Raw genomic sequence first — 21,079 nt, 5'->3', positions numbered from 1 at the left:
GCAATAAGAGTGAATGAACAATTATTTATGGCGTCATGCAACATCAGAGGCTCAGGTCAGGAAAGATACAATTCCCCTTGTGGCGGTTCAGTCATGGAGAGATCAGTGAAAAAAAAGCCGCCTCTGGCCCCATTGTCGGGGAACCAGAAGCGGCTTTTGCTTAACGATTTAATTGTTAGCTACAGAGCTAACTGCTTGCGCCTAGACCCTAGCCCTGCGGTCGGCTGATGCCAACAGTGACCGTCTTCGCCTGATGGCGAATGGTGTCGATGGGACGGGTCATTTCCTCGATGGCCTTGTTGAGGACCGTGAGGATGTCGGCCAGGCGGGCCTCGGAAACGCAGATGTCCTGAGACTGGTTGACCAGCCAGAGCATATAGTTGGCGAGGCTGGAGGCAACGCGGGCGGGCAGTGCGGAGTCGGTAGCGCCGGAGGCGATGCGGTCCACGCACTTGTTGAGCTGGGTCAGGATGGCGCCGCGATCCCATTTGGATGCGTCTTCCACCATTTCACCGATAAGCACGCGGGCCTTGCGGAAGGGCTCGGCATGGGCGTCGATGGCCTTGGCTGCCGTGATACCCCACCAGTGACCGGCCACGGTTTCGAGGACGAAGTCCAGTCCGCCACCAACGCGGGGAACCTTGATGGTGGCTTCGGCTACGGCGTCAAAGCGGTCTTCGTCTTCGCCGCAGAACACGATGGGCGAGCCATTATGCGCTTTGAAGATGGTGGTTTCCTTGACCGTATCCATGACTACCAGCTCCGGCAGATCCGAGGCCATGACCAGGGTCAGGGGCTCGGTGGACAGGTCGATGTGCTTCTTGTCCTCGGTGACGTCACACGGGATGGATTTGTAGCAGAGCTCGGAGAGCTTGATGCGGACTTCCTGCGCAGCGATGCAGTTGGCACCGTTACCGACCAGTGCCCAGTAGCGGTGTACCGGAGCGTACTTCTTGGCAACTTCGCCGATGGCTTCCTTGCCGGCCAGCACCTTGTCGATGGCGCCGGGCAGGGCTTCGAGGGAAGCAACGTCGGCAGCGATGGCTGCGGCGTCCATGGTGCCGAGCACGTCGGCCAGCCACAGGGAGAGCAGCTTGCCTGCCGCCACCTGAGAGTAGAACGCCTTGGTGGAGGCAACAGCCATTTCCACGTCGCGGCCGTTGGATGTGTAAATGTAGGAGTCGGACTTCTGCACCAGCGGGGAGTTGCGGCGGTTGACGATGCAATTGACCCACGCGCCCTGATCGCGGCAGATGTCCACAACACGGTTGGTGTCGGTGGTGGTGCCGGACTGGGAGACCGGAATCAGCAGCACGTCGTCCATGCGCTCGTCGCCGATGAAGCCGATGAGTTCGGAGCCGGTGTAGTGCTCGATGGACAGGTCGCTGCCCTTGAGGGTGCGACGCAGCAGGGTGGCTACGGCCATGGCAGCCACGGCAGCGGTTCCCTGACCCACGCAGATGATGCGCTGAATGGGCTGCTTGCCGCCCTTGATGCGTTCGATCAGGCCGGGGCCGTTGCCGAAGCCTTCGGGCAGGAAGCGGACAGTGTCACCCTCGTGCAGGTACTTGCCGTGCAGAGTGTTCAGTACTGAGCTGGAGGCCTCGTGGACTTCCTTCTCAATGTAGTGATTGTAATCGCCGCGGAAAATGTCGCGGGAGAAAATCTCGATCTTTTCTTCTTTGAGGGGCACACCTTCGCCGGTGTCGAGGAAACGTGCCTCGGGCACCATGTCTGCCGGGTCGGAATCGCGCAGGATGACGGAAACGCCGCCCTGACGATGCACGGCCATGGGGTAGGAAGAGCGGGCGCGGGCAGCCATGCCGTATGCTTCGGATGCTACCAGCCAGCCGTCCTGGGTTTTGCCGACGTAGAAGGACTGACCAGAGCCTTTCTGGGCCAGGAACTGGGAGTCGAAGTCGCTCAGGTTCTGCATGACCACGGCGAGGGAGCCTTCACAACGCTTGAGCACGCTGCGGAAACGTTCCTCGGCCTGTTCTTCCTGCGGAGCGTCCAGATGGAACAGGACTGGCAGGATTTTGGCGTCCGTGGAAATGGCGGGCGGGATGTAGGCGCCCTTGGAGGTAACGGTCTCTTCCACCAGTGTACGGTAGTTGTCCACGTCGCCATTGAGCACGAACATGGTCTTTTCCAGACCGGTGGACACATCGCCTTCCACCAGCCCGTCGACCGGGTGGCAGTTGGGTACGGAGATGATGCCGTTGGACGCCCAACGGGTGTGGGCGATGATGTTCAAGGTATCCAGACCTTCGGCCATGGACCAGAGCAGCTCGTCCCCCACGATGAAGTCACGCAGGGCCGAGCCGTTGTCACCGAGCTGACCAACCAGCTGCGCCACCTTGTACAGGAAGCGGCAGGCGGTGCGGCCGTCGTCGAGCTTGCGCACCAGCACCTGACGGGTGTCGGCGTTGGAAATGGAGCAGCGGTCGCACAGCTGGGATTTCTGTTCCTTGGTCAGGGAAAGTTCGGGGTCCTTGTCGGCCGGCAGGATGAAGGCAACGGCAACTCCGGCGGAGTCACGGCCACGTACTTCCAGTTTGTCGATGGACTCCAGCACCTGCTCGGTGCCCCATGCCAGAAAATGGCGATCGCGGGCATCGGCGTCAGCTGCGATAGCCTTGGGCATGATGGCCAGGGTGCGATCCACGTTCTGGAGCACTTCCTGATCGATCTGCCAGAGATAGTCATCGAGCTTTTCGCGTAGGGCTTCCAGCTCGTCGGTGCGGGGGCCTTGCTCCAGCTTGACGGCAGCGGCGTTGCGCAGATTTTTGATGTTGTCCCGGATGGAGGACAGCTGAGCTTTTACGGTCGGATCGGCCACCAGCTGCATGTGCAGGCCAAAGGCCATGAGGTCGTAAAAGTGATCGGCGAGCTCTTCAAGAGGCGCTGTGGCCTCCAAAAGATCAGTGCCGGAAATGACGTCGGCAAAAGCTGTGTCCAGAGTTTCGAGCCACCCCGTGTCCGGGGTCTGGGCCCAGTTCCGATTGCTGAGGAAACTGGCGATACCACACATATGGTGCGTTACTCCTGATGATATTTGTCGAAATCTCCGATGTCCGGAGAGCTTTATTCATAATTGCTATGACCCATAATAATTAGGTCGCTGGTAGGAATTACGTTACAAACATCCGCTTTGCAAGCCCGGGACGATCAGGATTATCGAACCTGGGCTTCGGTTCGGATGAACGTAGCTGGACAATCATATAATAATATACTAGGCGGAATATTCCCTTGTGCGCGAAAAACACTGGGCGCTAAGGGAAAATAGGGGAGTTTACAGGCGTGAAATGCCGTGGCGGTACTTCGGTTTCCTGCGCCTGTCCATAGATTCATGAATATATTTAGAAGGGTACAAGCTCAGTGGCACTCCATGAGTGTCGTGCGTAAATTCGCACTGTCACTCGGGTCCATGCTTGCCCTCATCCTTTTTGTGTCAGCCATGGGCTTCGCGGCTCTGGAGATATTGGGCCGAAGGGCGACTGATATCGTGGCTGACTCCATGCGCATGCAGCGATTGGCTCTGGAGGTGGATTCCCGTCTCCAGTTGGCCCGTCATGTAGAGCGCGACTTGATGCTGCATGCCGGTCAGCTGGGCAAGGATGAAGAACGTACCATTTACGCCAATGAATTTCAGGAGCGTCTCGCTGAAGCCGCCCGTAATGTGGCTTGGCTTAATGGTATGCAGCAGTACAGCGTCAATCGACGTGATACTGTGGAGTCCTATTTCCTGCTGCAGGAGCTGCTTTTCGGACTGGAGCATTATGGCGAAAATTTCCGTCAGCTTGTGGAGATCATGAGCCGGGAGGGGGGCGATGCTCCGGCCTTTATGGCCAAGTCGGCCGAAGTGGAATCCGACTTCCAGCAATTGAATGCCATTGTTCGCGAACTGGCAGTGTCTGCTGCGAACGGAGCCGAAAATGCCAGCCGTGGGATCGATTTCTATAGCAATCTGGTCAAATATGCTCTGGTGGCATCAGTGGTCTTTGCGATGCTGCTGGCTTTCAGCATCATCTGGGTACTGAACCGCGCCGTCACCCGCAGTGTGGTCAAGTTGCGCGATGCTGCCACCGAACTCAGTCTCGGTAATATGGAGGCGCGTGCCGACATCCGCACCCGTGACGAATTCGGGCAGCTGGGCATGTCCATCAACTCCATGGCCGTACGCATGACCGCCCTGATCAATAATCTGGAGAGCGAAGCTTCCACTGCCAGCGGTCGCCTTCTTGAAGCAATCAATGCAGTCTCACAGGGCTTTCTGTTCTTTGATCGTGACGGGGTGTTGGTCCTCGCCAATGACCGGATTCGCGAGATCGTTGGCAAGGACAATGACGTCCTTGAGATCGGTGTGCATGTCGATGAAATGCTGCACCGCATGGCTTGGAACGGCCTGTTTACCGACGCCATCGGGCGTGAAGAAGCCTGGGTTAAGGCGTGTTCTGAGCATATGAATATGCCCGGGCATGAGCTTGAGCAGCAGTTGCTGGATAGACGCTGGGTGCATACCAAAATTTTTCATACCGACGGCGGTGAAAAAGTTATCGTGGTCAGCGATATCACCGAGCGGAAGAATACTGAGCGGAATCTCTCCATCATGAACTCGGACTTGGAAGATCTGGTCCGCGATCGCACCAAGGTGCTGGTAGAAAAAGCGCTGGAGCTCAAGGCTGCCAACGCCCGCTTACGGGAGCTGGACGAGCTCAAGTCCGCATTCCTTTCCTCTGTCTCGCACGAGCTGCGCACTCCGCTGACCTCGCTGCTCGGCTTTGCCAAGATCATTAAGCGTGATTTCAGACGCATCTTCATGCCGTTGGCTCAAGAGGACAAAGCTGTCCGCCTCGGTACCCGTATCCAGACCAATCTCGACATCATCGGCAGTGAAGGTGAACGTCTTACCCGTCTTATCAATGATGTGCTGGATCTCAGCCGCATTGAGTCCGGCAATGAGAACTGGCTGTTCGAGGACGTGGACATGAACCGGGCTGTGAACCGGGCCGTGAATTCCACCAGCGGCGTCTTCGCCTATCAGGCGGATGTGGAGCTTGAGATTCGCAGGTTCGACATGGTGCCGCTCGTGAATGGTGATCCGGATCGTTTGCAGCAGGTGTTTATCAACCTTCTCAGCAACGCCGCCAAGTTCACCGATAAGGGAACCGTGTCCGTGGATCTGTACCTGGATGAGCAGTCCTTGGTGCACGTCTGCGTGGAGGATACGGGCAGAGGTATTGAGCCGGAGTATCTGGAACGAATTTTTGACAAGTTCCATCAGGTGCAAAAGGATGACACCCTGACTGAAAAACCAGCTGGTACCGGTCTTGGGCTGGCCATCTGTCGACAGATTGTTGAGCACTATGGTGGACGTATATGGGCAGAGTCCAAGCCGGGTAAAGGGACGAGCATTCACGTCACCATGCCTCCGGTGCTGACCGAAGGGCTACCTGTTGTTCTGGTGGTGGATGATGACGAGGCTGCACGCAGCTACCTCGGCGCGGTCCTGAAACGAGCCGGGTATGCGGTTCGTCTTGCCGCCGACGGCAATGAGGCGCTGAAGCTGGCAGGCAAGTTCAAGCCCGATCTCATCACCATGGATCTCTTCATGCCCGGCATGAGTGGCCGCGAGGCCATTGTTCATCTGCGGGAGGACGCGGCCTTGGCTGACATCCCGATTCTGGTGGTGTCGGTGGCCGAGGATGCTCACGCAGCAGGCGGTGACGCGGCGCTGGTGAAGCCGGTGCACGGCAATGCCTTCCTTGGAGCGGTCAACGCGCTGTTGGGTCGTGAATCGGCGCATCCCGTGTTGGCACTTCGGGCGTCCGATAATGCGTGCGGCATGCCTGTCATGGGCAATGACTGTGTGGAGTGTCGGGACGAGCAGGAACTGTGGGAGCGGCTTGAAAGCGGGTTCTCCGGGACCGTTGCCGTGTCCGAATCAGTGGTGGAAGGGATGGATCTTGCCCGTATATGTGCCATGCCTCATGTTCAATTGCTATTGATTCCAACACCTTGTCGAGCTGCATAGTGAGCTGTACATCAGGTTTTCCACGTCTCCCAATGACTTTGCCCATCCAATTTTGTTACGAAAAAGGAAAATATTATAATGGGATTGTAGCAATTGCGCTCATGCCGTATATTATGGCATAAACAGTAACGATCCCACCCCATACAGGGTGAAACGAAATTTCATCTGGTTTTTAAGGAGTTACGCAATGTCCAAGAAAATCCTCATTGTCGATGACGAGGTGCACATCAAGATGCTGCTCGAGCAGACCCTCGAGGAGCTTGAAGACGACTACGATGTGGAGTTGTTTACTGCCTCTGACGGCGAGGAAGGATTGGAGTTTATCCGCAGGGAGCGTCCCGATCTGGTCTTTCTCGATATTATGATGCCCAAGATGAACGGCTATGAAGTCTGCCGTATCGTCATGGAAGATGCTGAATACAGCAACATCAAGATTATCCTGCTCACTGCAAAGGGACAGGAAGTCGACCGCAAGCAGGGCTTGGAGCTCGGTGCCCGTATGTACATGACCAAGCCTTTTGATCCGGATGAAATCCTCAAGGTCTCCAAGGAATTGCTGGAGCTGTAGCACCTGCCGGGCCTGCACATGACCCCGTTGAAGAAATACATTCGTCCCGGCGTACTCCGGAACTTTTTGCGCAAAGCGTGCGAAATGACGAACGGCGATTGCCCGTTCGCCATTTCCTATGAAGGCGAGATTGTCATTGTTGAAGGTGCGGACTGTTCCGAAGGCTTTGAGTCTGGAACTGACCGCACCATCGCTGCCGCTATCCAGTTCGACAATTTTCACGCCGGTGAGCTGCTGCTTAAGATGCCGGAGTGGTGTGCCGAAGCGGAACGGGAGTCCTATCAGCGTCTTCTTTCCTTCACTGCGTTTTCCATTCAGGAGTTGATCGACAATGAGCGCGCCCGGCGTTCCATTGCCGAGGAAGCGCTTTCCAAGTACCGCGAGCTTGCGTTGCTGCATCGCTCCGTGCCGACCATCAATACTTCCCTGCGCCTTCGGGACGTGGTGGGAGCACTCATCAACGAATGTCGCCGGGAGAACTATCCCGGTGAACTGGGTATGATCTTTCTGTCCGAGCCCGGTTCCAACCACTTCCGGTTGGCGGTCCAGTTCGGTCTCCCGTTTGGCTCCAACCCTCAGGCTCTGGCTGATAGCGCCCTGTTCTATCAGGTGGCCAATAGCGAGAAGGGCGAGATCGTCAACGATCTGGAAACCGAAGAGCGCTGGCAGGACGAATTGCCCGGCCTTGGCTCAATGGCCCTCATCCCCATCGTGTCGCCCAACCGCACCGAGGGTATGCTGATCCTGGCTTCGGAGAACAAGGGGCTGTTCGAAGCCGCGCATCGCAAGTCACTGGCGACTCTCGCATCGGTGGCAGGTATTTCCGTGTCTAATGCCTTCAACTTTGAAGGTATCCAGACCTTGATGAACGCGATCCTTCAGGCGCTGGCCGAAGCAATCGACTCCCGGGACCCGTTCACCGCCGGTCACTCCGAGCGCGTCGCACATTTGGCCGTGGCATTTGCCTACGCCATGAGCCGGGACTCCGCATTTCAGGATGTCCTGTTTTCGGATCAGGACCTTCGCGAGATTTACTACGCGGGCATTCTGCATGACGTTGGTAAAATCGGCATCAAGGAAGACGTGCTCACCAAGAAGACCCGCTTGCCCAAGCGGCGCATGGATGTACTTAAAGCTCGTTTTCAGCTTTTGGGCCAGACTTCCGATTTCAATTGGACGGAAGCGTTTGATGTGATTCGTCAGGTGAACCGCACCATGTCTCCTGAAAAGGAGCTTCTGGAAAGGGTGCGCGATCTGGGCAAGCTCAACTGGAGCATCGGCGACGAGAACAGCCCGCTCCTGTATGAAGACGAATTGGACGTGTTGCTGCTGGAATACGGCAATCTTACCCCGGATGAGCGCAACGAGATTCAGCGCCACCCCGCCGAGAGTGAGCGTATTCTCCAGCATATCCCTCTTCAGGAAGGGTACGCCAATCTGCTGACCATTATCCGTCAGCACCACGAGCGCATGGATGGCTCCGGTTATCCCGACAAGCTCGAGGGGGATGCCATCCTCTTGCAGAGCCGGATCATGGCCATTGTCGATATCTATGACGCGGTCACTCAGGAACGTCACTACAAGCCTGCGTCCACCCGTAGCGAGGCCATGAAGATTCTCACCCTTGAATCCGAAGCCGGAAAACTCGACAACAGTCTCGTCTCTTTCTTCATGGAGAATTTGGAACGCATCGAAATGCTCTCCGAGCGCGTCAAATCCACCCGCGTGACGCATCTCTCCGAGATCGGAAACATCGCTACGCTCTAATATCTCGCTAGGTAAATTTCTCCGGCAGCAAGTCGGAAAATGAAAGGGGCACTTACCGATAGGTGAGTGCCCTTGTTTTTTCGTGGAGGCGCTACTCGGAGCGCATCAGGTTGCCAATGTCGTACAGCGAAAGCTGGCCGTGTTCGAAGAGGCGTTTGCAGAACTGATCGAGGGGAAGCTTCGAGTCTTTCCGTAAGGAGTTGATCTCGTACAGGCCGAGGACCGGCATGACGCGGTGGGCGGGTGAGAGTCGAATGCCCCGGACGCGGTTCAAGGATTCTTCTCGTGAGAACCCGGCATCGGTCAGGATTTCGAGACAGTTGTCCTGATCGAGGTTGCCCACTGCAAGACCTGCGTCGACCATCGCGAGGGCTGCCCGTGCGAGACCGCGCTGGTGATGCACCAATCGATCAAGGGGCTTTTCCAGATATCCGAGCTCATCAAGCAGGTTCTCGGCAAAGGCGAGCCAGCCAGCCATGAAGAGCGGGTTGGTGATCTGTCCCATGGGGGAATCGGTCAGGGCGCGGCGTTGCGAGTCGATGAGATGGCGGCCAGGATAGGATTGGCGGGCGGCGATGAATAAGTATTCACGCTGCATCCGTTTGAGATGGGCCGGATCGTCGCGGAAGCCGCGTCCGGTGAAAATCTGTGGGCTGACGTAGCAGCGGGACGGCTCATCCGGCCATGCGCCCAGCGCAGGATCGTAATGAATGGGGCGCAGGGTGGAGGCAAGGTGCAGTGGCTGCGGATCGATGCGCAGGCTGGAGTCCGAAAACACGGAAGGCAGGGCTGTTTGAAAGATAAAGCCGCGGAGCAGGTGAATCTCTCGGATGATGACATCCATGGCTTCCTTGCCATCTTCGGCAGGCCCGGCATAGTTGTCCAGAGCCTCTTGCCAACTGGCACCAATTTGGGACTCCAGAAAACGAAGTGATTCATTGCGGCGGTCGAATTCTTCCCGCGCAATGTCGTATATCTGGCTGGCGGTACGTCTGGTTCCGAGCACATTTTCTGCTATGTCGGCAAAGGCCGGGCCTTCACTCTCCGGTACTTCCGGGCGGGAGGAGACAAACCGGTCGTAATCGCGCAGTGCGGTCAGGCAATCTGCCAGAAATTTTGGCGCCTTGCCTGTCTTGCCGAGATCGCTTTCGCCCAGTTCGGTGAGGAAGCGGGCGCAGTCACGAATCATCGTCTGGGCTAGTGCGCGGCTGCTCGGTGAGACTGCTTCGATGTTCTCCGGGGCGGCGGCCAGCAGTGCCGGGATGGCCCGAAGTCGCTTGATGAATCGCTTCTCAAGGACCCGTTGAGATTTGCTTGGCATGTCAACGGCATGGTCGAGACCGGTGAAGGCTACCTGAAGATAAAAGGCAGGGGATTTTTCCCACGCCCGTACGCCGTCCAATTCGGTGATGGCGCCAGTGACGCTGAGCCGCAGGGCGCGTGCAATGGCTCGCTCTTCCGGTTCTTTGGATTTCTTCTCCAGGTTGTCGAATTCCGCAACAAAGCGTTGGAGTTTGGCGGTGTGCTTTTCGATGCTGCGACGCGAAAGTTCGTCAAACCTGTCCAGCCATTTGGCCGCATCGGTGACAGGCGGCAGATTAGGAAAGGCTCCGGATGCGCACATGACCGGAAAGACTTTGGCAATGTATGAAAAGTACTTGCCCGCTGCCCTGATTTTCATGGTGTGGTCCGGTCCGTTTTATTCTTGGCCTGCGCCACGTGATTTCAGGATGTCATGCACCTTGCCCACAAGGTCATTGAGCTCGGCCTTGGATACCTGGGCATCTGCGCCCACCGCAACACCCTTGTGGTGCAGGGTTTCCGTGATGATGGACGAGCAGAGCACCACTGGAATGTGCTTCAGGATGGGGTCTTCCTTAATGGAGCGAGTGAGAGTGTGGCCATCCATGATAGGCATTTCGATGTCCGAAACGACAACATCGACATAGTCGTACAATGGCTTATTTTTCTCTACCGATTTGCGTTTGTATTTCCGCAGCATTTGCCAGGCTGCATCGCCATTGTCTGCTGTCTGAACGATGAAGCCGGATTTTTCAAGGATCCCTGCGATCATTTTGCGTGCCATGGTGGAGTCATCCACTACCAGCGCATTGAGGTGTTTCTGCTTGATCTCTTCCATGATTGCGGGGGGCGTTTCCTCAATGGGGGCGCCATCCGGGTTCAAATCCGCACAGATTTTCTCCATGTCCAGAATGAAGATGATGCGGTCAGTGAATTTGACCACGCCGGTGATGGAGTTGACTGTCAGGGAAGAGACATAACCCGTGGGCGCTTCCACCTCGTTCCAATTGATACGGTGGATGCGGGTCACTCCGGAAACCAGAAATGCTGATTTGGTTCGGTTGAACTCGGTGACGATGACCTTGGGCGGTTCTGTCTGTTTGCGTTTTTTGTTTAGCCAGCCAGCCAGGTCGATGAGCGGGATGATCTCGTCGCGCAGGTTAAACGCGCCGAGAACTGCTGGGTGGGAGACCTCAGGCATGTCGGTGAGTTCTGGCATCTGGAGAATTTCCAGTACCTTGGCAACGTTGATGCCGTAAAAACCGCGGTATTTTTCTTCGCCTCGTTTTTCGTCGAGGTAGAATTCCACGATCTCAAGCTCGTTGGTGCCGGATTCGAGAAGTATCTTTGTTTCAGACATGAACTGGGTGTCTCCGATGTAATTCGAAATTTCGGCTGGGCCGGAACTATTATTCATATACCAAGGCGTTCCGGTCTTGCAAGTCCGGCATAGTGAAGAATAATGATAAAATATAAAGGGTGGTGGGCCTGCCGATGGTCGTCTCGTCGGTGGGGCGTCTCTGACAGGTTGGGAACCCTTTGAGGAAAGGGCTCCCGACACCCTCCTAAACTTTTTGTCGCTCGTTTCGCTCGAAATCCTTCTAGCTTGGGAAGTGTTTTAGTAAATATTGTGCGGCGAAAGCCGCAATTGGGATTCCAAAGGCCTCGGCCTTTGGTCGGGTGCAGGACAGACAGCCCTGCTAGTCTACTCTTCCTCCCGCCACAGGCGGCTTCAAAATCTGACTCTCCTTACTCTCCGATTCCATACTTCTTTATCTTGTAGTGAATAGCCCTTCGACTGATGCCGAGCGCGTCGGCGGCATCTTTCTTGACGCCGTTGGCGTGCTCAAGCGCGCGAATGATGGTCTGCTTTTCGTTTGCCTCAAGGGAAAGCGAATCGCCCGTAGCGGCAGGGGAATCGGTTGGCACGGGCTCAATCTGCATGTCTTGCACGTCGACACGATTGTCACGACAGAAAACGAGCGCTCCCTGAAGCGTATGCTTGAGCTCACGGACATTGCCGGGCCACGGGTGCTCCATGAGCCGGGTCATGGCTGCGTCTGTGATGGATGCGCCGGGCTGTCCCTGTTCGTGGGAAAGAGAATCAAGGAACCGATCCACCAATACAGGGATGTCCTCTTTGCGTTCACGCAGTGGCGGAATGGTCAGGGTGACGACCTTGAGACGGTAGTAGAGGTCTTCACGGAACTCGCCTTCTCGAACCTTGGCGGGCAGGTTTGCATTGGTGGCAGCAATGACGCGGCAGGTTACAGTGCGCTCCTTGGTGTCGCCCACGCGGCGAATGGTGCCTTCTTGGAGAAAACGGAGCAGGCGGGTCTGCATCTCGTGGGAAATGTTGCCGATCTCGTCAAGGAACAGGGTGCCGCCATCAGCCTCCTCAATGAGTCCTTTCTTGTCTTTTACCGCATGGGTGAATGAGCCTTTGACGTGCCCGAAGAGTTCGCTTTCAAGCAACGTGGGCTGGGTAGAGCCGCAGTCCACCACCACGAACGGGCCGTCCGCACGGGGGCTGTGATCGTGAAGAATGCGGGCCGCCATTTCCTTGCCAGTACCGGATTCACCGAGCAGCAATACCGAGACCGTGGAGCGGGCCACGCGTTCGAGGAGCTCCAGAAAACGAGCCATGGCCGGGGCTTCACCGCCCCATATCTGATCGGATGCAGAACCTTCCGGTGCAGGGGCGGAGGCTGGCTTGGCCGCAGGCTGCGGAGCGGGCTTCTCCATGATGGCCCGGATGCGGCGTATAAGTTCCTTGCCGTCAAAAGGCTTGGCCAGATAGTCGGCAGCGCCGGCCTGGATGGAGCTGACAGCGTCAGGTATGGTCCCGTGCGCCGTGAGCATGATGATAGGGATGTGCGGCCAGTTCTCCAACACTTCCTTGAGCAGACCGTGACCACCCATGCCGGGCATCTTGATGTCGGAGACGATGCAATCCACGGGCTCGTTGGCCAGCATCTCCAGCGCGGTCTCGGCGCGGTCGGCCAGCAGCGGGGTGATGCCAGAGGAAAGCAGGCGTGCTTCCAGCACCTGCAGGATGTTCTCGTCGTCGTCCACTACGAGGACGGTGGGGATATTCGGGTTGCTCATTGTTCGTCCTTTGCGGGTATGGAAAAGGAAAATGTCGCGCCTTGGCCGGGGCTGCTCGCGACTTGGATTTCACCACCGTGGCCTTGTACGATGCGTCGGGCGATGGCAAGGCCGAGGCCTGCCCCGTCAACGCTTTCACGCACGCTGGGGTCTCGATAGTATTTCTGGAAAATGCGCCCCTGCTCGTCTTCGGAAATGCCGGGGCCGTTGTCGGTGACGGAAAAGATCATGCGATCGCCGTCAACCTTGGCTGCCACGCTGACCGTGGAGCCTTCTGGAGAAAATTTGATGGCGTTGCCCACCAGATTAAGGAGCACCTGTCGGATATGGCCGGAATCGCATTGGCAGGTGGGAGTGCCTTCAATGGGTTCTGCGTTGAGGGTGATCCCTTTGGCCTGTGCGGCGGGGGCGATTCGCTCAAGTGCGGAATCCACGAGGCGGACGCATTCGACCTCTTCCAGGTTCAGGTCGAGCGATTTGGATTCCATGCGTGAGACGGTCATGAGACGAGTCAGGAGATCGGAGAGGCGAACTGATTCCTTTTCGGCAATGGAGAGGAACCGCTCCTGTTTCTCATTCACCTCGCCGAACGCGCCGGACCCGATGAGATCTACGGATTCGCGGATGGAGGTGAGCGGCGTCCGAATCTCATGGCTGAGCATGGCGATGAAGTCGGCGCGCATCTGTTCTTCGCGGCGAAGACGGCCGGCCATGCGGTTGAAGGCTTGAGCGAGTTCTCCCAGCTCGTCGCCGGAGAGCACGCGTACGTCGCGCGGGGTTGATCCCGTACCCAGCTCCCTGATGCCGCTGCGTATCTCCTTGAGGGAGCGGTTGAGGCTGTAAGCCAGAGCCAAGCTGCCGCCCACACCCATGGCGAGGCAGAGAATGAGTCCGTACAGACCCCAGTTGGATGCTGTCTCGCCCGCTTCATGTAGATGGGTCAGGCTCAATTCCATGTCCGCCTGATTCTCCAGCAGGGACTGTTCAAGGATGTCGGTCCAGTCCTTGATAGTGGTGTCCGGGGCAAGGGTTTCTCGTGGAGAATCTTCCGGATCGATGGTGAGTTCATACTCTTTGGTGAGATCCTGCCAGTCGTAGCGGTAGGAAGGGTGCTTTTTGAGGGTTGCCTTCAGAATCTCACCGAAGCGGTCCAGGTCTTCAACGATAAAGGAAACAACTTCTTCGTTGCCGAGAACCTTGTAGCGTCGGATGTTGTCCTGAACAGCGTAGAGACGCTCCAGCATGCGCTGGATGGCGGAGTCGAGGTCGTGGTTCACAGCCACAATACGGCTGGAGACCTCGGCGTCGTTGCGTACCTGTTTGAAGAGAAAGGCCGTGGTGGCAAAGAAGACGATGATGAGGGTGCCGGACCAGACAAGGAGTTTGGTGGCGATGGTGAGTCGACGGCGATGGGGCATGGGGAATCTCTACCCTTTTTGCGGGCAATGGGCAAAGCCTGTACAAAGCGCAAGACGCCCTTGGTCATGATTGATACTCACGACCAAGGGCGGTGACATGGCTCCGCCGGAGCGCATTCGGCTGTGCAATGAAATATCTAGCCGCGCACGGCGAAGTTGTCGTGCGTCTTGTCGTAGTCAATGGCATTGCATGACACGCTGATCAGATCAACCACCGGGGATTCGGACTTCAGGCGTTCGCGGAATGTTGCGTATGCTTCGGCATCGCCCTGAATCAGGACTTCGGCCTTCTTGTCCCCAATGTAGCGGACCCAGCCGGTCAGGCCGAGTTGTTGTGCGGTGCTTTGGGTCCAGGATTGGAAGTTTCCGCCCGTGACCTTGCCTTCGACGATACAGGTATAGCTCCTCATGACGCTCCTCCGTGATATGATAGGGTTTTCACTTCTACCAATAAGATAGCATCCCTGGCGGATTGTGGGAAGGGGAGGAGAGAAAATATCATTCGTCAATTGTGTTTCACAGGAAATTGGCCTAATGTCTCCTCCTGCTCTGACTGCTTCAATTCATGAAGCTGAGGTTTTCCCATGCGATTTTTTTATGTAGCCGCAATGACGGCAATGGTTTTGTTTTGTGCGGTCCCGGCCAAAGCATCCGTGCCATACTACAACCGGGATCTTGGTTATACCATCTGGCTCGCCAAGGGGTGGAAAGAGGTCTCTCCTTCCATTCTGGATCAGGCTGAGTTTCTGGATGGTATTGTGAGCGGTATGGACAGCGCCGGGCGAAGTGCGGGGTACGTGCTTGAAGACCGTGAGGCGCATCTGACCGTGACCGAGCTTCATGGCCGGGTAGTGTCCAAGACCGCTATCAACAACTTCAATCGATATGTGGTTCGTCAGGTGTCGCGTCACGCAAAGGATGGGTGCGCCAAACGTTCTGTCTGTCTGCGGCGGGCCAATTTTGACAAGGCCAAGAATATGCTCCGCATGGAGCTGGATGCCCATGACAGCGATGGACGGCCAATCACGTCGGTCATCTATATCGTGTACACAAGCCAGTGCATGATCAAGTGTGTGGGAACCGTGTTGCGCGGCGACGAGGACGGCTTGCGCGATATCGATGCCACAGTGTCGTCGCTCTATTTCGATCGAGGTTTGCGGCAGGAAACCGTGGGTGCGCTCCTGTATTGACAGGGGCGGGAGGCGATGCCTACATTTTGCGCCAGTGGGAAATACTAGTGCACTGCGTGACGAAATGTGCGCATAATGCTACCCTTGATTTTGTTAACGGTTTGTCTTCATTGCTTTTTGTATAGGGCACACCCTTTGCTATATGGTGTGTGGAGTCTTTGCATGAGAATATTTATATTGATCCTTTGCCTGATGCTGGCCACCCCCTGTTTTGCCGGGACTGTGGCGTTCGATGACCAAGCGCTTTTGGTCGCTGCCAATGATTCAAAAAAGAAGCCCTCGAGCGGCAAGGTTGTCATCAAGGGTAAGGGCGGCAAGGTTACCGACGTGCAGAAGAAACCCAAAAAGAAAGACAAGTAGTACGAGCTTTCCAAGACATGAAAAAAGCCCCCGGTTCCAAACGGAGCCGGGGGCTTTTTGTGCGAAATGATAAATTACTGTGCGGTGGTGCACTCAGGGATCTGAGGATCGGCGCCGGACTCGAGCAGTTTGGCGCGGTATTCCTTTACTTCTTCCTGAGAGTTCCAGCCATCGTACATTTCCAGCCAGCCGTTGAAGGTCATGTATTCTTCGTCCAGGTGCTGTTCGTGCATCTTGAGCCATACATTAAAGATGTACATCTCAACCTTGAAGGTGGCGTTGTCGAATACCTGAGGGAGGACGGTCTGCTCGTACTTCTGGCCGTCGAGACGGGCGGCGATGTAGGAGCAGAGGTTTTCCTGGGAGCGTTGGTAGTCGGTGGCAGCGTTGTTCACCAGGTCGGCGAAGCGGTGCAGGTGAGGGTGGTCTTCCTGAATCTGTTTGATGTTCTCATCCGGGATCTCGATCCACAGCTCTTCACCTTTTTCCTGGATGAAGTAGAAACGAATCCACTGGTCGAACTGAAAAGCTTCCAGGGCATCTTTGACGGCACTTTTTACACTGACGCTTCTGATCATTATATTATCCTCATATACGTAATTGGCGTTGGAGAGGGAATATGGTCACGGAAATCGCTTGCGTCAAGGGGAAAATCATCACTTTCAGTGCTGGACAAAGCCGGGGCTATTGTTATATGAAGTGCGGCTCGCAAGAAAGAAAAGCCTATACCGGGCTGAAATATCAAGGAGACCATTATGGCACGTCACAAGAAGCATGAGCGTAAGAAAGAACTGGATCGTAAGCGTCAGCGCCGCAAGAAGGCCATCAAGGCCGCTATCAAAGAAGCTAAAGCCGCCAAAGCTTAGTAAATCGCCCATCGCACGCCAGCTGCTGCGTCGCTGCGAAATTTACAAATCCTCGCGTATACTCATATGCGATGGCCTTGAAGATTTCTCGCGTCTTGCAGTTGACGGACGCTGATCGATTTACTTCCTGCAAAGGAAGAGTTTCAAGATGCCTATTTACGAATATCAATGTGAAAGCTGCCAGTCCGTATTTGAGGATTGGCAGTCGGGCTATGAGGATCGTGACATGGAATGCCCCGAGTGTGGTGGCAATTCCAAGCGCCTCATCTCCCATTCTTCTTTTCACCTTAAAGGCGGTGGCTGGTACGCCGACGGTTATGGTGGAAAGAGCGCCGGTTCACAGCCGGGGGAAGCGGCTCAGCCTGCCGGATCCGATTCCGGAAGCAAAGCCGATTCCAGTTCAAGTGGAGCGGACGCAGCTCCCGCACAGAAAGCTTCGGACACTTCGTCCGCTAGCTCCGCTTCGTAATTGAGCGGAAAAAGGCAGCCACGGCTGCCTTTTTTTATGTTATAGCCAACGCACCGAGACTAGCACCGAGAGGGTACTGATATGTTAGAGAGATATTCCCGTCCTGCAATGCGTGAGCTTTGGACCCTGGAGAACAAATTCCGGGTCTGGCTTGAAGTGGAACTGGCCGTAACCAAGGCCTGGACCGAAATGGGCGAAGTGCCCCAGGAAGCCTGCGACGAAATTCACGAAAAAGCGGATTTCGAGCTGGATCGTATCCTCGAGATCGAGGAAACCACCAAGCACGACGTCATCGCATTCCTGACAGCCGTGGAAGAGAAAGTCGGGCCCAGCTCCCGCTACATCCACCTCGGTTGCACCTCTTCCGACATCGTGGACACTGCCAACGGCGTACTTCTCACCCGTGCGGGTGACATCGTGGCTGAAGGCATCGAGCGCATCCTCGGCGTGCTTCACGATATGGCGCACAAGCACAAGGGCCTCCTCTGCATGGGCCGTACCCACGGCATCCACGCTGAGCCCACTACCTATGGCCTGAAGTTTGCCGGTTTCTACGCCGAATTCAAGCGCCATCAGGAACGCTTCGACGCTGCCCGCGAGAATATTCGTGTGGGCAAGCTGTCCGGCGCGGTCGGCACCTTTGCCGCTTCCGCCCCGGAACTGGAAGAGCGCACCAACCGCATTCTTGGTCTGAAGTGCGACCCGCACTCCACCCAGATCGTGCAGCGCGACCGCTACGCACAGTTCTTCACCGCTCTGGCCATGCTGGCTGGCGGCATCGAACGCCTGGGCCTGGAACTTCGCCACCTGCAGCGCACCGAAGTGCTGGAAGTGGAAGAGGGTTTCTCCAAGGGGCAGAAGGGCTCCTCGGCCATGCCGCACAAGAAGAACCCCATTTCTGCAGAAAACCTCTGCGGTCTGGCTCGCGTTATCCGCTCCAACTCCTTGGCTGCCATGGAGAATCAGGCGCTGTGGCACGAGCGTGACATCTCCCACTCTTCCGTGGAACGCGTGATCATGCCCGACACCACCGCGCTCATCGACTACATGCTGCACCGCATGAGCGGTGTGCTGGAGCGTCTCGTGGTCAAGGAAGACAATATTCAGCGCAATCTCATGGGCTCCTACGGCCTGTTCTACTCCCAGCGTCTGCTCAACAAGCTCATCGCCACCGGCCTCAAACGTCAGGCTGCGTATGAGATGGTGCAGAAGGTCGCCATGCGTTGTTGGGAAAACAGAGTACAATTTGAGGACGAAATTCGGCAGGATGTGGAAGTAAACAAACATCTTGCGGCTAACGACCTTGACGAAGCTTTCGACCCCTCGTATTACAAACGATATGAAGACGTGATTTTCGGACGCGTTTTCGAAGGTAAATAAGAATGAACGAACTGAAATCCAAACTGGCCAAACTGCTGCTGGAACTCTCTTACCGTGAGGGTGACTTCACCCTGACCTCCGGCAAGAAGAGTGACTATTACTTTGACTGCAAGCAGACCGCCCTGCATGCCGAAGGGAGCTATCTCGTCGGTCGCCTCTTCGTCGAAATGCTGAAGGACTTCGACGCCATGGGCGTGGGTGGTATGACCCTCGGCGCTGACCCGCTGGTGTCCAGCACCACCGTGGTCTCCCATCTGGAAGGTCGCCCCATGCCCGGCTTCATTATCCGTAAGAAGTCCAAGGGCCACGGCACCAACCAGTACCTTGAGGGACTGGCCAATTTCAGCGAAGGCGACAAGGTCGTCCTGCTGGAGGATGTGTGTACAACTGGTGGCACCCTGATCACCGCAGCCGAGCGCGTCCGTGATGCCGGTCTGGAGATCGTGGGTGTGCTGGCCGTTCTGGATCGTGAAGAGGGCGGGCGCGAAAATCTCAAGAAAGCGGGACTGGAGCTGAGTTCCATTTTTACCCGCGCCGAGTTGCTGGCCGCCGGGGGAAGGTAGTCCCTACGGGGATTGTTCGGAAACGGGGAAACCGGACGCAAGGAGCTGTTTGATTACCTCATGCGTTTACTGATTGTCTTTTTGACCCTGTGCATGTGCGTTGCCCCGGCTTTGGCCGAGGGGTGGACGCCCATGCTCTCGTCGCATGGCTATGGTCCTGAACGGCTGGTGGCCGTGGACAAGGATTCTCAAACGCTCATCATGCTGGAGCGCAAGTCGCCCCTGCGTGAGGTGCGCCGTTTCCCCTGCACAACGGGCCAGTCCATCGGTGACAAGCTCGTGGAAGGTGATCTGCGTACTCCCGAAGGCGTGTACTTCGTGGGGTACAAGATCAACCGTAAGCTCGATTGGGGGCTCTACGGCAATCTTGCGTACAGCCTGAACTATCCCAACCCTATAGATCGTATCAAAGGCAAGACCGGCGGCGGCATCTGGCTGCATGGCCGAGGTAAGACCTTTGTTCCCCGCGACACCCGCGGATGTGTGGCCCTCAAGGTGCCTGACATGCGCGATGTGGAGCAGACTATCGCCTACGGCATGCCCGTGGTGATAGGCAAGGAAGTGGCATGGACCTCGGAACCGGGCGACAGCGCTCCGGTTGCCGAGGATCTGGCCGAAGAACTCAAGGACTGGGCTTCCGACTGGCAGGCTCGCAGTGATGAGTTTTTCGATCATTACAATTCCGCTCTCATGACCCTTTCCGAAGGCAAGGACTTCAAGGGATTTATCGACCATAAGAAGAATGTGTTCGCGGCCAAGCCGTGGATTCACGTGATGGTCGACAATATCCGCGCCGTACGCGGCCCCGATTACTGGGTGACCTGGTTCGATCAGTATTACCGGACCCCCGGGATGGTCTCCACCACGGGGAAGCGCTTTTACTGGCAGAAGGACGCCGAAGGAGATTGGCGTATCGTTGGACGTGAATATGTTCCGGCGAGCGAAGACCTTACCGATAAGTACCTGTCGATCCGTGCGGTCGAGGTGGAACGTGTCATTGAAGCATGGCGTGCTGCATGGCTCTCCATGGATGCTGATGGCTACGGGAAACTCTATGCCGATCGGGCGTTACAAGGCAGCCGACGTGGCGCAACCTCCATTGTAGATTACAAAAAGACATTGTGGGCAAAGGCCGCTCCTGCTAAGGTAGCGGTTGACGATTTGAAGGTGTCTCCGCATCCCCGGGGGCTTCAGGTCGCATTTGTTCAGACGTTCGAGGACGAGGCCGGTTACGGCGACGTAGGTCAAAAGACCATGGTGCTTGTTCCGGACGGGGCTTCTTGGAAGATCGATAATGAGCAGTGGAGACGCGTTCGATGAGCGATTCTAAATACAGCGTACTATTCATGCGGGACGACCGCGACGTGACCCGGTATCGCGTCAGTCCGTTCTGGCTGAAGATGTTCGTTTTCACCCAGGTGTTCCTTTTCTTGTGCGCTGCGGGTGGCATCTACATGGGCGTGCGCGGTTTTAAAATTAACGCCAACCTGCAGGACGAGAACAAGGGACTCGAGCAGCGGCTGGTAGATGCCGAGGTAAGACTTGAGCGTCTGGGCAACATGGAGAAGATCCTCCAGTCCTATGATCCCGCCGAGTTGCAGTCCTTGTTGTCCGCCGCCACCAGCGAGGTGGAGCAGGCGCCTGAGGTGCCTGAAGTAGATCTGAACAAGGTCTTCGTTCGTATAGACACCCGTGAGGTGGGCGTGGAGAATCTCCAGGCCAAGATTTCCAAGCGCAAGGTTAGCGTCAGCTTTGAGCTCAACAATCTTCAGTCTGCCAAGGCCGTCAACGGTCAGGCCGGTATGAAGCTGATCAAGAAGGACGGCACCCCTGTCGATCTCAAACTCAAGACGAGCGACCTGGCGTTTCAGATTCAGCGCTTCAAGCGGATCCAGACGACCTTCACTCTGCCAGACGGGCTGGAGCAGAAGGACCTGTTCGGGATGCGCCTAGAGATCAAGGGCAAGGGCGAGGATGTCATCTTTGCTGAAACATATCCCTTGTACAATATCGTATCTTAGCCTCGGTCGCCGTCAGGCCAGACCGCTTTG

Annotated in this window: 17 protein-coding genes; 10 read left to right on the top strand and 7 right to left on the bottom strand. The window is 56.3% G+C overall.

Features of this window, described 5'->3' with window-relative positions; all coding sequences use genetic code 11:
- Positions 1–208 precede the first annotated feature (208 nt).
- A complete protein-coding gene (locus HFN16_RS02310; protein WP_168889165.1) occupies positions 209–3,034 on the bottom strand; it encodes an SIS domain-containing protein in 2,826 nt (941 codons plus the stop codon).
- A 357-nt stretch (positions 3,035–3,391) separates the two neighbouring features.
- Here HFN16_RS02310 and HFN16_RS02305 point away from each other — a divergent pair, with 357 nt between their 5' ends.
- The 3 genes from HFN16_RS02305 to HFN16_RS02295 all read left to right on the top strand — a co-directional run bounded on the left by HFN16_RS02305 (position 3,392) and on the right by HFN16_RS02295 (position 8,372).
- On the top strand, positions 3,392–6,037 hold the full coding sequence (locus HFN16_RS02305) for an ATP-binding protein (RefSeq protein ID WP_168889164.1): 2,646 nt from the start codon (positions 3,392–3,394) through the stop codon (positions 6,035–6,037).
- A gap of 187 nt (positions 6,038–6,224) precedes the next feature.
- Positions 6,225–6,605, top strand: coding sequence for a response regulator (locus HFN16_RS02300; protein WP_168889163.1), 381 nt, complete (start codon positions 6,225–6,227; stop codon positions 6,603–6,605).
- A gap of 84 nt (positions 6,606–6,689) precedes the next feature.
- Positions 6,690–8,372, top strand: a complete 1,683-nt coding sequence (locus HFN16_RS02295) for an HD domain-containing phosphohydrolase (protein ID WP_247648414.1) — start codon at positions 6,690–6,692, stop codon at positions 8,370–8,372.
- Positions 8,373–8,463: 91 nt separating this feature from the next.
- On the opposite strand, the gene HFN16_RS02290 is transcribed toward HFN16_RS02295, so the two are convergent.
- The 5 genes from HFN16_RS02290 to HFN16_RS02270 form a co-directional block, all read right to left on the bottom strand.
- Positions 8,464–10,053 carry a DUF885 family protein gene (locus tag HFN16_RS02290; protein ID WP_168889161.1) on the bottom strand — a complete coding sequence of 530 codons (1,590 nt, stop codon included), beginning with the start codon at positions 10,051–10,053 and terminating at the stop codon, positions 8,464–8,466.
- A gap of 18 nt (positions 10,054–10,071) precedes the next feature.
- On the bottom strand, positions 10,072–11,034 hold the full coding sequence (locus tag HFN16_RS02285; protein ID WP_168889160.1) for a chemotaxis protein: 963 nt from the start codon (positions 11,032–11,034) through the stop codon (positions 10,072–10,074).
- Between the two features lie 389 nt (positions 11,035–11,423).
- Entirely contained in the window at positions 11,424–12,782 is a 1,359-nt protein-coding gene (locus HFN16_RS02280; RefSeq protein ID WP_168889159.1) for a sigma-54 dependent transcriptional regulator, read from the bottom strand.
- Entirely contained in the window at positions 12,779–14,200 is a 1,422-nt protein-coding gene (locus tag HFN16_RS02275) for a HAMP domain-containing sensor histidine kinase (protein ID WP_168889158.1), read from the bottom strand. Before HFN16_RS02275 ends, HFN16_RS02280 begins: the two co-directional genes overlap by 4 nt.
- Before the next feature lie 137 nt (positions 14,201–14,337).
- Complete coding sequence (locus tag HFN16_RS02270) at positions 14,338–14,610, bottom strand: acylphosphatase (protein WP_168889157.1); 273 nt, start codon at positions 14,608–14,610, stop codon at positions 14,338–14,340.
- Between the two features lie 174 nt (positions 14,611–14,784).
- Here HFN16_RS02270 and HFN16_RS02265 point away from each other — a divergent pair, with 174 nt between their 5' ends.
- Together HFN16_RS02265 and HFN16_RS02260 are read left to right on the top strand one after the other, a co-directional pair.
- Complete coding sequence (locus HFN16_RS02265) at positions 14,785–15,390, top strand: hypothetical protein (RefSeq protein ID WP_168889156.1); 606 nt, start codon at positions 14,785–14,787, stop codon at positions 15,388–15,390.
- A 162-nt stretch (positions 15,391–15,552) separates the two neighbouring features.
- Positions 15,553–15,750 carry a hypothetical protein gene (locus HFN16_RS02260; RefSeq protein WP_168889155.1) on the top strand — a complete coding sequence of 66 codons (198 nt, stop codon included), beginning with the start codon at positions 15,553–15,555 and terminating at the stop codon, positions 15,748–15,750.
- Between the two features lie 74 nt (positions 15,751–15,824).
- Here HFN16_RS02260 and HFN16_RS02255 read toward each other — a convergent pair whose 3' ends face one another.
- Entirely contained in the window at positions 15,825–16,328 is a 504-nt protein-coding gene (locus HFN16_RS02255) for a hypothetical protein (RefSeq protein WP_168889154.1), read from the bottom strand.
- 436 nt (positions 16,329–16,764) lie between these two features.
- Here HFN16_RS02255 and HFN16_RS02250 point away from each other — a divergent pair, with 436 nt between their 5' ends.
- The 5 genes from HFN16_RS02250 to HFN16_RS02230 all read left to right on the top strand — a co-directional run bounded on the left by HFN16_RS02250 (position 16,765) and on the right by HFN16_RS02230 (position 21,049).
- Positions 16,765–17,085 (top strand): zinc ribbon domain-containing protein, encoded by a 321-nt coding sequence (locus tag HFN16_RS02250; RefSeq protein ID WP_168889153.1) that lies wholly within the window; start codon positions 16,765–16,767, stop codon positions 17,083–17,085.
- Positions 17,086–17,166: 81 nt separating this feature from the next.
- Positions 17,167–18,465: an adenylosuccinate lyase gene (gene purB, locus HFN16_RS02245; protein ID WP_168889152.1), complete on the top strand. Its 1,299-nt coding sequence runs from the start codon at positions 17,167–17,169 to the stop codon at positions 18,463–18,465.
- Between the two features lie 2 nt (positions 18,466–18,467).
- Entirely contained in the window at positions 18,468–19,028 is a 561-nt protein-coding gene (pyrE, locus tag HFN16_RS02240) for an orotate phosphoribosyltransferase (RefSeq protein ID WP_168889151.1), read from the top strand.
- 60 nt (positions 19,029–19,088) lie between these two features.
- Complete coding sequence (locus HFN16_RS02235; RefSeq protein ID WP_168889150.1) at positions 19,089–20,348, top strand: L,D-transpeptidase family protein; 1,260 nt, start codon at positions 19,089–19,091, stop codon at positions 20,346–20,348.
- Entirely contained in the window at positions 20,345–21,049 is a 705-nt protein-coding gene (locus HFN16_RS02230; protein WP_168889149.1) for a hypothetical protein, read from the top strand. Before HFN16_RS02235 ends, HFN16_RS02230 begins: the two co-directional genes overlap by 4 nt.
- Positions 21,050–21,079: the final 30 nt, after the last annotated feature.

The organism is Pseudodesulfovibrio sp. zrk46, assembly GCF_012516435.1.
Lineage (GTDB): Bacteria > Desulfobacterota > Desulfovibrionia > Desulfovibrionales > Desulfovibrionaceae > Pseudodesulfovibrio.
Note: the sequence above shows the minus strand (reverse complement) of the source record. Positions and strands in the feature narration are given on the sequence as shown.